General features: G+C 67.5%; 13 protein-coding genes. 9 read left to right on the forward strand and 4 right to left on the reverse strand.

The genetic code is table 11. From position 1 onward, the window contains the following. Window positions 1–34 precede the first annotated feature (34 nt). Complete coding sequence (locus tag BMZ69_RS17365; protein ID WP_092158807.1) at window positions 35–1270, forward strand: acyltransferase family protein; 1236 nt, start codon at window positions 35–37, stop codon at window positions 1268–1270. Here BMZ69_RS17365 and ccrA read toward each other — a convergent pair. Beyond that, on the reverse strand, window positions 1237–2511 hold the full coding sequence (gene ccrA, locus BMZ69_RS17370; protein WP_092158809.1) for a crotonyl-CoA carboxylase/reductase: 1275 nt from the start codon (window positions 2509–2511) through the stop codon (window positions 1237–1239). The two genes, BMZ69_RS17365 and ccrA, sit on opposite strands and share 34 nt — an antisense overlap. Before the next feature lie 143 nt (window positions 2512–2654). After that, window positions 2655–3404 (reverse strand): bifunctional 2-polyprenyl-6-hydroxyphenol methylase/3-demethylubiquinol 3-O-methyltransferase UbiG, encoded by a 750-nt coding sequence (gene ubiG, locus BMZ69_RS17375; RefSeq protein WP_092158811.1) that lies wholly within the window; start codon window positions 3402–3404, stop codon window positions 2655–2657. Between the two features lie 135 nt (window positions 3405–3539). Between ubiG and BMZ69_RS17380 the strand changes: the two genes are divergently transcribed. From BMZ69_RS17380 to BMZ69_RS17395, 4 genes are all read left to right on the forward strand, one after another. Then, window positions 3540–3803: a BrnT family toxin gene (locus BMZ69_RS17380; protein WP_092158813.1), complete on the forward strand. Its 264-nt coding sequence runs from the start codon at window positions 3540–3542 to the stop codon at window positions 3801–3803. Then, entirely contained in the window at window positions 3787–4095 is a 309-nt protein-coding gene (locus BMZ69_RS17385; RefSeq protein WP_092158815.1) for a BrnA antitoxin family protein, read from the forward strand. Before BMZ69_RS17380 ends, BMZ69_RS17385 begins: the two co-directional genes overlap by 17 nt. Before the next feature lie 115 nt (window positions 4096–4210). Beyond that, the gene (locus BMZ69_RS17390; RefSeq protein WP_092158817.1) at window positions 4211–5449 is read left to right on the forward strand and encodes an aspartate kinase; all 1239 of its coding nucleotides are present in this window, start codon (window positions 4211–4213) and stop codon (window positions 5447–5449) included. Between the two features lie 133 nt (window positions 5450–5582). After that, a complete protein-coding gene (locus BMZ69_RS17395; protein WP_092158819.1) occupies window positions 5583–5957 on the forward strand; it encodes a hypothetical protein in 375 nt (124 codons plus the stop codon). Between the two features lie 30 nt (window positions 5958–5987). Here the strand turns inward: BMZ69_RS17395 and BMZ69_RS17400 are convergent, their stop codons facing one another. Together BMZ69_RS17400 and BMZ69_RS17405 are read right to left on the reverse strand one after the other, a co-directional pair. Further along, window positions 5988–7574, reverse strand: a complete 1587-nt coding sequence (locus tag BMZ69_RS17400; RefSeq protein ID WP_244543418.1) for a CYTH and CHAD domain-containing protein — start codon at window positions 7572–7574, stop codon at window positions 5988–5990. 117 nt (window positions 7575–7691) lie between these two features. Beyond that, complete coding sequence (locus BMZ69_RS17405; RefSeq protein WP_092158823.1) at window positions 7692–8486, reverse strand: phytanoyl-CoA dioxygenase family protein; 795 nt, start codon at window positions 8484–8486, stop codon at window positions 7692–7694. Window positions 8487–8781: 295 nt separating this feature from the next. Here BMZ69_RS17405 and BMZ69_RS17410 point away from each other — a divergent pair, with 295 nt between their 5' ends. The 4 genes from BMZ69_RS17410 (at window position 8782) to BMZ69_RS17425 (ending at window position 13437) form a co-directional block, all read left to right on the forward strand. Beyond that, a complete protein-coding gene (locus BMZ69_RS17410) occupies window positions 8782–9522 on the forward strand; it encodes a metallophosphoesterase family protein (protein ID WP_092158825.1) in 741 nt (246 codons plus the stop codon). Window positions 9523–9530: 8 nt separating this feature from the next. Further along, window positions 9531–10946: a bifunctional serine/threonine-protein kinase/universal stress protein gene (locus BMZ69_RS17415; RefSeq protein ID WP_092158827.1), complete on the forward strand. Its 1416-nt coding sequence runs from the start codon at window positions 9531–9533 to the stop codon at window positions 10944–10946. Window positions 10947–10978: 32 nt separating this feature from the next. Then, window positions 10979–12019, forward strand: a complete 1041-nt coding sequence (locus BMZ69_RS17420) for a phosphotransferase family protein (RefSeq protein ID WP_092158829.1) — start codon at window positions 10979–10981, stop codon at window positions 12017–12019. A gap of 146 nt (window positions 12020–12165) precedes the next feature. After that, window positions 12166–13437: an acyl-CoA dehydrogenase family protein gene (locus BMZ69_RS17425; protein ID WP_092158831.1), complete on the forward strand. Its 1272-nt coding sequence runs from the start codon at window positions 12166–12168 to the stop codon at window positions 13435–13437. Window positions 13438–13440 lie beyond the last annotated feature (3 nt).

A 13440-nucleotide genomic window follows, 5' to 3' on the forward strand; every position in this document is an offset into this window, starting at 1 on the left:
CCGGTCTGCTCGGGGCGAGCAAGGGATAGCCGCCATGCCTGCGCAGACCGATCATTCGCCACCACAGAGAACCGATCGCCGGCTCGATCTCGACTGGATCAGGATCGGCGCCTTCGGCCTGCTGATCCTCTACCATGTCGGCATGCTCTATGTGTCATGGGGCTTCCATGTGAAGAGCGCCCACCTTCTGCGCGAGCTCGAGCCGCTGATGCTGCTGCTCAACCCCTGGCGGATGGCGCTGCTCTTCTTGGTCTCGGGCGCCGCGACGCGCTTCATGCTGGGCAAATACGAGGTCGGCGTCCTCGCGCGGCGACGCTCCGCGCAACTGCTCATCCCCCTCGCATTCGGCATGCTGGTGGTCGTGCCGCCGCAATCCTTCGCGGAGGTCGTCGAGAAGCTCGGCTTTTCCGGCAGCTATCCCGGCTTCTGGCTGCGGCACTATCTCGCCTTCGACCAGGGTTTCTGCCGGATCGAGAACGGCAGGCAGGCCTGCATTATCCTGCCGACCTGGAACCATCTCTGGTTCGTCGCCTATCTCTGGCTCTACACCATGATGCTCGCCGGGCTGGTCGCGCTGGTGCCGGGCCTGGCCGCTGGCGGCGAGCGGCTGCTGGAGCGCGCTTTGCCCAGCCTGCTCCTCCTGATCGGGCCGGCGCTGCTGCTCGGGCTCAACCGCTTCCTGATCTTTCCAGCCGCGCCACCGACCTACGTCGTCGTCGGAGACTGGTACCAGCACGTCCTCTACGGTTTCTCCTTCCTGTTCGGCTTCCTCGCCGCGCGCTCGCAAGCCCTCGCCGAGCGGACCGAGCGGCTGCGCTGGCTCGCCCTCATGCTCGCCGTCGCAGCGTTCCTCGCCATGATGTGGCTCCGCACGCAGCCGCCGGGCGATCTGCGCCGCCTCGCCGGGCCGTTCGTCTACGGGCTCGACCAATGGTGCTGGATCGTCGCGATCCTCGGCTTCGCCCGTCGGCACCTGTCACGCAGCGACGGGCCGGTGCGGCGCTATCTCGTCGATGCCGTGTTCTGCTGGTACATCGTCCATCAGACCGCGATCATCCTCGCGGCGCACTGGCTGAAGCCGTTCGCCCTGCCGGCCGGGCGGGAAGCGGCGCTGGTCATCGCGATCACGGCGCTGTGCTGCGCCGCGAGCTACGAGATCGCACGGCGTGTCGGCTGGCTGAGACCGCTGTTCGGGATCGCAGCGGACAGGCGCAAGCGCCTGCCCGCTTCAGGCCTTCAGCCCTCCAGCGCCTCGACCACGTCCTCATAGGTGCGCAGGCCCGTGCGCGGTGCGTAGACCAGGACGGCCATGTTGCCCGGCGCATGCTCGTTCTTCCACATCTTGTGGTGCGCGAGCGGGATCTTGTCCCAGGGGAAGACCTCGGACATGCAGGGGTCGACCCGGCGGTCGATGACGAACTGGTTGGCGGCGCTCGCCTGTTTCAGATGGGCGAAATGCGAGCCCTGAACGCGCTTCTGGCGCATCCAGACATAGCGGGCGTCGAAGGTGATGTTGAAGCCGGAGGTGCCGGCGCAGAACACCACCATGCCGCCGCGCTTGGCGACGAGGCAGGAGACCGGGAAGGTCGCCTCGCCCGGATGCTCGAAGACGATGTCGACGTCCTTCTTGCCGGTGATGTCCCAGATCGCCTTGCCGAACTTGCGGGCCTCCTTCACCCAGGCGTCATATTCGGGCGAGTTGACCGTGGGCATCTGGCCCCAGCAGTTGAAGTCCTTGCGGTTGATCACGCCCTTGGCGCCGAGGCCGAGCACATAGTCGCGCTTGGTCGCGTCGGAGATGACGCCGATCGCGTTGGCGCCGGAGGCCGCGCAGAGCTGCACGCCGAAGACGCCGAGCCCGCCCGAGGCGCCCCAGATCAGCACGTTGTCGCCCGGCTTGATGGTATGCGGGGCGTGGCCGAAGAGCATGCGGTAGGCCGTCGCGAGCGTCAGCGTGTAACAGGCCGATTCCTCCCAGGAGAGGTGCTTCGGCTTCAGCATCAGCTGGCGCGACTGCACCCGGCAGAATTGGGCGAAAGAGCCGTCCGGCGTCTCATAGCCCCAGATGCGCTGAGACGACGAGAACATCGGGTCGCCGCCATTGCACTCCTCGTCGTCGCCGTCGTCCTGGTTGCAGTGGACGATGACCTCGTCGCCGACCTTCCAACGCTTCACCTTCGAGCCGACGGCCCAGACGATGCCGGAGGCGTCGGAACCGGCGATGTGGAGGGAGCCCTTGTGCACGTCGAAGGGCGAGATCGGCTGGCCGAGGCCGGCCCAGATGCCGTTATAGTTGACGCCGCCGGCCATCACGAGGAGCAACACCTCCTCCTCGCCGATCGACCAGGTCGGCACCACCTCGACCTTGAAGCTGTCCTGCGGCGGGCCGTGGCGCTCGCGGCGGATCGTCCAGGCGTACATGTTGGCCGGGACATGGCCGAGCGGCGGCAATTCGCCGAGCTCGTAGAGATCCTTCAACGCGGGCTTCGCGACGGGTTGCAGCTGTGACATCCGATCTCTCCCTTGTCGCCACGCCTCTAGATCCGGTGGCGTTGCCGGCATCATGCAGAGCATTGCTGCGCTGCGCCATACGCCTATCGAATTATGCCGCAGCGCAAAAAACAAGGGAAAATGAGCAAGGTTCCAGCGGAACCTCAGCCAGCCCTCCCCGCCGCCAGCATGTAGTTGACGTCGAGATCACGCGAGCGCGACCAGCGATCGGCGAGCGGGTTGTAGGCGACGCCCTCGCGGGCGAAGACCGAAAGCCCGCCGGTCTCGATCGCCGCCTCCAGCTCGTCCGGCGTGACGAACTTCTCCCAGTCATGGGTTCCGCGCGGCAGCCAGCGCAGGATGTATTCGGCGCCGACGATGGCGAGCGCATAGGATTTCAGCGTCCGGTTGAGCGTCGCCATGACGAGCAGCCCGCCCGGCTTCACCGCGGCGCAGCAGGAGGCGACGAAGGCCTCGACATCGGTGACATGCTCGACCACCTCCATGGCGAGGACGATGTCGAAGCGCGCGCCCGAGGCGACCACCGCCTCGATCGTCTCCTCGCGATAGTCCACCGCGATACCCGCCTTCTCGGCATGCGCCCGGGCGACGGCGATGTTGGTCGTGGCCGGGTCGAGCCCCGTCACCTTCGCGCCCAGGCGCGCCAGCGGCTCGGACAGCACGCCGCCGCCGCAGCCGATGTCGACGAGGCTCAGCCCCTCCAGCGCGCGCAGCGACTTCGGATCGCCGCCGAAGCGCTCGCAGGCGAGGTCGCGGATAAAGGCGAGACGCACCGGATTGAACTTGTGCAGCACCGCCATCGGCCCCTTCGGGTCCCACCAGCTTTTCGCCAGCGCGTCGAAGCGCGCGACCTCGGCCGGGTCGATGGTGGAGGCGCTCGCGGCGGCAGCCATGCCTGTTCCTTCCTGCGGGGCCGGCCTCGTGCCGGCGATCTGCCTGGACCTCTACACCCGGAGCCAAAAACAGGCGAGCGCGACGCATGGCCTCGCCCTTGTCGCGCCGCCACCTATCTCGTATATACGAGATTGATGAAGATCGTCTGGGATGAGCCGAAGCGGCTCGCGAACCTTGCCAAGCACCAGCTCGATTTTGCCACGCTCGACTTCGCCTATTTCTTGCGGGCGGTGGTTTTACCGGGGCACTCTGGGCGGATGCGAGCCGTTGGCGTCTATGACGGCGTGCTTGTGACAGCCGTCATCTTCGTACCTCTCGGCTCGGAAGCCATCTCGGTGATCAGTATGCGCCCCGCCAATCCCAAGGAAAGGAGGCATCTGAATGCCCAAGCTCCATAAGGAATTTGTCCCGGGCCAAGGCTACAGCAAAGAGGATTGGGACGCGGTCTCCGATAATCCGGAATGGACCGCGGAGGATTTCCGCAAAGCTCGTCCTTTTGCCGATGTCTTTCCTGATCTGGCCGCCAGCCTCAGGGAAGAGATTCGCAAACGCGGCCCAACCCGCACCAAGGAAGCGATCTCCATCCGGCTCGACATGGACCTGGTCGAGAAGCTCCGGGCGACCGGGCCCGGCTGGCAGTCGCGGGTCAACGACGCGCTGCGCGAATGGCTGGAGAAGAGCGCCGCGTAAAGATGCGCCGCATTGACAGCATCGCCTGCGCCCGGCATGGACACCCGCCCTCGCCCTTCGAGGGAGATATGCGCCCGGCCCTCGCCGGGTCCGTTGCTGAGAGTCTTTGGACGTCATGGCCCGTCTAGTGATGAAATTCGGCGGCACTTCGGTCGCCACTGTCGAGCGCATCAAGAACGCGGCCCGCCACGTCAAACGCGAATTCGACGCCGGCAATCAGGTCGCGGTGGTGGTCTCCGCCATGTCGGGCAAGACCAACGAGCTCGTCGCCTGGTGCAAGGAAGCCTCGTCCGTCTACGATCAGGCCGAATACGACACCGTCGTCGCCTCGGGCGAGCAGGTCACCTCGGGCCTGATGGCGATCGTGCTGCAGGAGATGGGCCTGCCCGCCCGCTCCTGGCAGGGCTGGCAGATTCCGCTCTACGGCTCGGACGCGCATGGCTCGGCCAGGATCGAGGGCGTCGACGGCGCCGGCATTCTCGCCGGCTTCGACCGCAATCGCGAGATCGCGGTCTGCTCCGGCTTCCAGGGCATCAACCCGCGCAGCCACCGCATCGTCACGCTCGGCCGCGGTGGCTCGGATACCAGCGCGGTCGCGCTCGCCGCAGGCCTGAAGGCCGATCGCTGCGACATCTACACTGATGTCGACGGCGTCTACACCACCGATCCGCGCATCGTCCCGAAGGCGAGGCGCATGGACAAGGTCTCGTTCGAAGAGATGCTGGAGATGGCCTCTCTCGGCTCGAAGGTGCTGCAGGTGCGCTCGGTCGAGATCGCCATGGTCCAGCGCGTACCGACCTATGTGCGCTCCTCCTTCGACGACCCCGAAAACCCCAATCCAGGCACCCTCATCTGTGACGAGGACGACATCGTGGAACAGCAGATCGTCACCGGCATCGCGTTTTCGCGCGACGAAGCCCAGATCACGCTCCGGCGCGTGGCCGACAAGCCCGGCGTCGCCGCGGCGATCTTCGGGCCGCTGGCCGACGCCAACATCAATGTCGACATGATCATCCAGGTCGTCTCCGACGACCAGGCGACCACCGACATTACCTTCACGGTGCCGACCGCCGACTATGAACGCGCCAAGGGCCTGCTCGAATCGAAGCACGACACCATCGCCTACCAGGACATCCAAGGCGCGACCGAGGTGGTGAAGATCTCGGCGATCGGCGTCGGCATGCGCAGCCATGCGGGCGTTGCGGCGCGCGCCTTCCGGGCGCTGGCCGAGAAGGGCATCAACATCCGCGCCATCACCACCTCCGAGATCAAATTCTCGGTGCTGATCGACGCCGCCTATACCGAGCTGGCAGTGCGCACCCTGCACTCGCTCTACGGGCTCGACGCGGCCTGAGATCAGGGCGAGATCCCGGCGGCGCTGCCCTGTTCGCGCCGCCATATGGTCACGAAATGACCTGATCGGGTTCAGCCTCAGATCCCATTCATGGTGTCGAATCGTCCTTCCACAACCAATGGAAGGACACGCCATGCGCATGATCACGATCGCCGCTGCGAGCGCCGCCATGATCCTGGCCGGTGCCGCCTATGCCCAGGCTCCCTCGACGGACCGCCCAGCAGCCAAGCCACCCGCCTCCCCGCAGGAAGCGCCGGCGAGCGCTCCGACGATCACCTCGGTGAAGGTCGTCGAGATCGACGAACTGCCGGAGGCCAGCAAGGCCCAGGTCAACCAGCTGGTGGCGACGCGCACGGCCGACGAGCTCGAGAAGCTGCGCCAGGCAATCGAGAAGGCGCCCGCCGTCAAATCCGCCGTCGAGGCCAAGGGCTTCTCCACGCGCGACGTCGTGCTCGCCCAGGTCAACAATGACGGCGAGCTGACGATCGTGACCAGGAAAACCAGCTGATCGGAGGCGTTTAGCGTCTCCCCCGAACGCCTACTTCCAGAACGGGCTCGCCGCTTCGAATTTGCGCCAACGCCGCTTGAGCTTGCGGCCAGCCTCGATGGTCTGGCGAGATTGCCAGCCATGCACGGCGCCGGCCGCGAAATGCAGCTCCGACCCGGCCTTGCCGCCACGCAGATCAGCGAGCAACTGATGCGTCGTGGCCGCGTCGTTGGCGAGGCCGAGCGCTTCCTGCAATCGCGACAATCGGCCGAGATATCGCCGCGCCGGCGCGCCGTCATGCAGCGGCAGGAAGAACTCGGCGGTATAGCGCAGCTTCTTCAACGCCAGCCGCAGCTGATGGCGCGCCTCGGGATGGAGGCTGCCGAAGCCGCGACCGCGCTTCAGCGCCTTGCGATGCGTCCGCGTGATGATCCGGCCGCCGAAATCCGCGGCCGGCTCGGCCAGCACCGCCATGGCTTCGCTGGCGAGGCCGTTGCGCCAGCCACGCCGTTCGATCAGGGCGCCGAACGACAGAAGGAAGCGGCTGGTCTGCGGGTTCGCCAGGCGCTTCAGCACGGCGGCATAGCTTTCGGCCTGGTGCGGCTCGGCCGCCGTCCGGAGCGCCGACAGGCCCGCATCGTCGAGCCCCTCGGCCTCGATATCCGGCACGGTCTGGGTGATGAAGACGTCCCAATTGCGCGCCGGGCCGAGCACATGGCCGAGGCGCTTCGCCTCCTGGCCGATCGGCTCGAATGCGGGCGCTGCGACCTCGCGCTTCAGCACGGACAGCGCCGAGCGCAGGCGGCGCAGCGACACCCGCATCTGGTGGACGCCTTCAGGACCGGAGCCGGCGACAACAGGCGCAAGATTGGCCAGGAGCTGCCCGTAGGTATTGCCGAGGATCGCCGCGATCGCCGCATCGGCATTGTCATGCTCGCCGAGTTCGATCGGCTTGGCCTTGCTGGCGCGCGGCAGGCGGGAGAAGGCTAGGCCATAGCCGCGTGCCGACTTGCTCTGCGTTTCGAGCTGCAGCGCGGCAATGTCGAGCAGAGCCAGACCCAGTTCGTACAGCGCCGCCGCCTCGCCCTCCTTGAGCTCGAGCTCGACCTCGGCGACCGGCAGGCGCTTCTCGCCGGCCTCGATCGTGCCGTCATCGAAGGCGATCTCGATCAGCGCGCCGGCATAGTCGAGCCGGCGCAGGCGCCGCCTGATGCGTGTGGTGAAGACCGGCGCGAGCTGTCCCGCCGACAGGCTCGCCAGGGGCTCGCCGATCTCGGCGAGCGGCAGCAGAGCAAGATCGAGCGTGCCGTCCGGCAGCGCGACCTCCCATTCGTCGCGCGACAGAGGATCACCCGAGCCGGAGCGCTTCAGCGTCTGGACATGGCGCTTGCCGCTGCGGCGCACCCGCAGCGACAGGCCGTTGCGATCGAGCAAACGGTCGGGCGTGTCGTAGTAGACCGCGTCGAGCCGGCGCGTGACGCCCTGATTGCGGGCATGGCGCGCGATCAGGTCCGCACCGCGCAGCGTCTCCAGCGCCTCTGGCGAAGCTGCCAGCTTCAATTCGATCTCGCGCGGCGGCGGCTGTTGCGACGTTGGGGCCGCGGCCTGTTCGGGCTGCGCGACCTCGTTGTTCGGCACGGCGTCCAAGGTTTCTCTCCACTGGGCGTTGCGTGACGCAATGGGGACAGGGATGTCGCCGCCGGCAACTTGGCACCACTCCGCCCGGATGTGAACCCGGGCGAAGTGGTTAGAACGTCAAAGCGCCAGCCGGATGGCAGCCTCGACCGGCGAATAGGCGCCGTCCGGCCGGTCAAGGCTGAGTGGCCCACGCGGCAGCAAGGGCGGCTGCGCCATGAAGCGCGGCATCGTGCCGCGATGCGGCTGAGCCGAATGCACCAGGAAGGGATGGCAGAGATAGACTGTCCCCGCCTTCCCCGTTGCGAGCACCTCCTCGCGCCCGGCGCTGCCGGCGAAGCCGTCAGACGCCAGTTCGCCCAGCGATAATCCCGCCTCTGCTGCCGGTGCGAGCTGGCGGGCGATGTCGCGATGCGATCCCGCCCGGATACGCGTCGGCGCATCGTTCTCTCCGACATCGGAAAACAGGAAGAGCATGAGCAGTGCCCTGCCTTTCGAGTTGATGTTGACGCGCCAGTTCATGAAGTCCGGATCGTCGAAGCCGAAGCTGACATCGACATGCCAGCCGGCGTCGCCTGGATCCTCCGGCGACGGAAAGCGCACCGGAAAGGTCCCCATGGCACGGCAGGGCAGCCAACGCCCCGCGCCGACGAGCTGATCGAAGGCGCCGTGCAGCAGCGACGTGTTCGCAGCCGCGACGAAAGGCGCATCGGTGTACATGCCGAGCCGGATCACCGGCTTGGTCCAGCTCGCCGGATCGTCGGGATCGCAGCCGAGGTCGCGCCAGAGGATGGCGCGGGCCTCCCCGGCGAGTGCGGGCGGGAAAGCGTGGTCGAGACGGACGAAGCCGCGCTCGACGAAATGGGCGATCTGCGCGGCGTCGACGACGCGCGCATCGAATTCAGGGTGGGCCATTGAGAGATGTCTTTCGCTATCGGCCAGCCGAAGCGCCCGCCGCGCGGGCAGGCTGGCAAGGGACCTTCGGACGCAAGGCGCATCCGCTTGCGATGCCGGGGCGCGAAACGCGCGTCAGGCCCGCAGGCAGGTCAGGCGAGATCGAAGACGGCAAACATCATCATGGTGCGGGCAGTATCGCAGCCACCTCCGACGTGATCAAGCCGCTCGGCCGCCTGAGCCGAAAGGCGCGCTGGCCAAGCTGGCGGCGGCGCTGCCACGATGCACGCATTCCCGGATTCGGGCCGGAACTTGAATGCGGATCGCCATCCTCTCCGACATCCATGCCAACCGCGAAGCGTTCGAGGCGGTGCTGGCGGCGGTGCGTCGCCTCGCGCCCGACCGGCTGGTGCTGCTCGGCGATCTCGTCGGCTACGGCCCCGAGCCCGGCTTTTGCGTCGATGCGGCGCGTGAGCTCGTCGCGGCCGGCGCGATCTGCGTCCGCGGCAACCATGACGAAGCCGCCGTGCACGGCCCCTCCGGCATGACGCCGAACGCGCATGAGGCGGCGCTGTGGACCAAGGCGCGGCTCAGCGCCGAGCAGAGTGCTTTCCTCGCCGGCCTGCCGCTGACGGTGGAGCTCGACGGCGTGCTCTTCGTCCATGCCAGCGCCCGCGATCCCGCCGACTGGCACTATGTCCGCGACCTCCGCAGCGCCGAGGCCTGCCTTGCGGCGACAGATGCGGCGACCGTGGTCTGCGGCCACACCCATCTGCCGACGATCTTCTATGCCAGGCCCGGGCGCGAGCCGGTGGCGTTCATCCCCTTGCGCAACCTGCCCGCGCCGCTCTCGGCGGTGCATCGCCATGTCGTCGTGGTCGGCGCCGTCGGCCAGCCGCGGGACGGCGACCCTGCCGCTTGTTTTGCGCTGCTCGATACGCAGGCGCGCGAGGTCACCATGGCGCGCGTGCCCTATGACACGCAGGACACCGCGCGGAAGATCAGGGCGGCCGGCCTGCCGGACTGGCTCGGCCTGCGCCTGCAGATCGGCAGATAGGAGGCAGGATGGAACGGCCTGACACCGGCTCGGTCATCGACGGTTTCACGCTTACCGAGCGCTTGAAGGCCGGCGGCATGGCGACGCTCTGGGGCGCCACGCATCCTGACCATGCCAGCCCGCTCGTCGTGAAGATCCCGGTGCTCGATCCCGGCGCCGACGTTTCGGCCATCGTCGGCTATGAGACCGAGGTGCTGATCCACAAGCGCCTGTCGGGTCCCCATGTGCCGCGCTTCGTCGCCTCGGGCGACCTCGCCCGCATCCCCTTCATCGCCATGGGCTTCGTAGCAGGAGAGAGCCTGGCGGAACGGATCAAGCAGGCACCACTGCCCTTTTCGGAGACGCAGCGTATCGGCCTCGCGATCGCGACGGCGCTCGCCGACCTGCATCGCCAGAACGTGGTGCATCTCGATCTCAAGCCCGAGAACGTGATCCTGACCGACAAGGGTGCGGTGCTGCTCGATTTCGGCCTCGCCCGCCATGCCGAATTGCCGGACCTGCTCGGCGAGGAGAGCTCCGAGCCGATGGGGACATCAGCCTATATCGCGCCCGAGCAGGTGCTGGGCGAGCGCTCCGACCCGGCAAGCGACCTCTTCGCGCTCGGCTGCCTGCTCTATCAGATGGCCTCGGGCGAGGAGCCGTTCGGGCGGCCGAAGACCGTGCCCGGCATGAAGCGGCGGCTCTATCACGCGCCCAAGCCGCTGCGCGCCGTCAATCCGCAGGCTCCGGCCTGGCTCGAAGCAATCGTCGCGCGCTGCCTCGAGGTCGATCGCGGCCGGCGCTACGCCGATGCGGGCAAGGTCGCCTTCGACCTGCGCCACCCCGAGCAGGTCACGGTCTCGCGCAAGCGCCCGACCGCTGGGGAACGCGGCCTCGCCAAGCGGCTGGTCGACCTGTTCCAGAAGCGCGACGAGGCCGAGGTCACCGGCGCGCCTACGGTGGCGCGGCGCAGGGCCGGCCCCTCGCTCGTGCTCACCGCCGTCGATCTCACCGAGGGACCAGATGCGCTCGCCGCGGCGATCCTGGCGGAGACCAACCGGATGCTCGCCGCCCGCCCCGATTCCTCCCTGGCCTGCCTGACGGTGCTGCGGACCGAGATCATCGGTGAGACCAGGACTGTCGATGCGGAAGGGCGCTCGCTCTATATCGGCCGGCTGGTGGCGCTGAAGGACTGGGCGCGGCCGCTGCATCTGCCGGAGGACCGGGTCAGCTACCATGTCATCGAGGCGGTCAGCGCCGCCGATGCGATCCTGCGCTATGCCGAGCACAACGACATCGACCATATCGTGCTCGGCGCCCGCTCCTCCTCGGCGGTACGCCGCCATCTCGGCAGCGTCTCGACCAAGGTCGTCGCCGAGGCGCACTGCTCGGTTTCTGTGGTGCGGGTGAAGGGCGGCAGCGAGGAGCGAGCGATGTTGCGTTGACCTCCCCGCCCTCGCCTTCGAATATACGGCCCATGCCGGTTGCTCCCTCCGCCCCGCCCGAATTCGATCCCGCCCGGCTGGACGCCTTCCTGCGCTCTGCTCTGCCGGGACGCGCCTCCGGCCGGATGGATATCGAGCGGATCAGCGGCGGCCAGTCGAACCCGACCTTCTTCGTCTCCTATCACGATGCCGGCACCCGGCTCGTCCTGCGCAAGAAGCCGCCGGGGCCGCTGCTGCCCTCGGCCCATGCGGTCGAGCGCGAATACCGCATCCTCGAGGCGCTCGCCGGCTCGGCCGTGCCGGTGCCGCCCGTGCTTTTGCTGCATGAGGCGGACGATGTCGTCGGCACGCCGTTCTACCTGATGGAGCGGCTGGAGGGTCGCGTCTTCCACGATACCGCCTTGCCCGGCGTCACCCCTGACGAGCGGCGTGCCATGTATTTCGCCATGGCCGAGGCGCTGGCGGCGCTGCACGGCTTCGACTGGCGGGCAGCGGGCCTCGCCGACTTCGGCAAGCCCGGCAACTATTATGCCCGCCAGCTGGCGCGCTGGGGCCGGCAATGGCGCGAAACCCGGACGCGCGAGATCCCGGCGATCGACCGGCTGATCGACTGGCTCGGCGCCAATCTCGACGAAACGCCGGACACGACCATCGTCCATGGCGATTTCCGGCTGGGGAACCTGATGTTCGCCCCAGACGCGCCGAAGGTCGTCGCGGTGCTCGACTGGGAGCTCTCGACGCTCGGCCATCCGCTCTCCGACGTCGCCTTCTCCTGCCTGCCCTGGCATTCGACGCCGGACATGTATGCCGGCATCGTCGGGCTCGATCGCGAGGCGCTGGGGATACCGACGCAGGACGAATACATCGCCCGCTATTGTGCCGCCGCCGGGCGTGCTGAAGGGCCGGGCCGCTTCCACCTCGCCTTCTCGCTGTTCCGCTTCGCCGTCATCCTCGACGGCATCGCAGCGCGGGCGAAGACCGGAAACGCCGCCGCCGAGAACGCCGTCGCGGTCGGCGCGATGGCGGAGAGCTTTGCGCAGCGTGCGGACGCGTTGGTCGCAGGTGATGGCTAGTTTGTTTCTCTGGTCGTCCCGGGCGACCGCAGGGAGACCCGGGACCCATTCCGGAACCTCTATCGGAAGGGCTCCGGAATGGATCCCGGATCGGCGCCGCTTCGCGGCTTGTCCGGGATGACTCGGTAAGGATTGGGAGAAGAGTGATGGATTTCGCCTATTCGGCCAGGGTCGAGGAACTGCGCGCCAAGCTGCAGGCGTTCATGGATGCCCATATCCAGCCGGCGGACGCCGCCTGGAAGCACGAGGTCGAGGCTGGCCGCTATCCCAGCGCGCTGATCGACGATCTCAAGGCGAAAGCGAAGGCGGAAGGGCTGTGGAACCTCTTCCTGCCGGCGCTGAAGGCCGACGAGCCCGGCACGCGACTCAGCAATCTCGAATATGCCCCGCTCGCCGAGATCATGGGCCGGTTCTACTGGTCCTCGGAGGTGTTCAACTGCAACGCCCCCGACACCGGCAACATGGAAATCCTGCACATGTTTGCGACGCCGGAGCAGCGCGAACGCTGGCTGAACCCGCTGCTCGCCGGCGAAATCCGCTCCTGCGTGGGGATCACCGAGCCGGGCGTCGCCTCGTCCGACCCGACCAATCTGCAGACCACCATCATCCGCGACGGCGATGATTACGTCGTCAACGGCCGCAAATGGTGGACGACGGGTGCGCTGCACCCGAAGGTGAAGTTCTGCATCGTCATGGGCCTGTCCGATCCGCGGCCGGACGCCGATCCGCACAAGCGCCACAGCATGATCATCGTGCCGATGGACTCGCCCGGTCTGACGGTGATGCGCAATCTGCCGCTGCTGAACCATTATTCGATCGAGGGCCACACCGAGACCGACTTCAGCGAGGTCCGGGTGCCGGCCGCGAACCTGCTCGGAGAGGAGGGCGCGGGCTTTGCGCTGGCGCAGGCGCGCCTCGGGCCAGGGCGCATCCATCATTGCATGCGCACCATCGGCCAATGCGAGGTCGCGCTTGAATTGATGGTCGAGCGCGCGCTGGAGCGAAAGGCCTTCGGCCGCAATCTTTCCGACTACGCCAATGTCCAGGACTGGATCGCGGAAGGACGCATGGAGATCGACCAGGCGCGCCTGCTTTGCCTGCGCGCCGCCTGGATGATGGACAAGCATGGCAACAAGGCCGCGCGCACCGAGGTCTCGGCGATCAAGGTCGCGGCGACGCGCCTGCAGACCAAGATCACCGACCGGGCGATGCAGGTCTTTGGAGCCGGCGGGCTCTCCAACGATACCCCGCTCGCCTTCATTTACAGCTGGGGCCGGGCCCTGCGCTTCATCGACGGGCCGGACGAGGTCCATTTGCGCACCATCGCCCGCGCCGAGATCAGGAAGCGCAAGGAGAGCAACCGCAGCACCTTCGCGGAACAGGGCGTGCTGCGGCCCTGGGTGAAGGGAGCGAGCTAGCGC

The sequence above is a fragment of the Allobosea sp. CRIB-10 genome (assembly GCF_900112185.1).
In the GTDB taxonomy this organism is placed as follows: domain Bacteria; phylum Pseudomonadota; class Alphaproteobacteria; order Rhizobiales; family Beijerinckiaceae; genus Allobosea.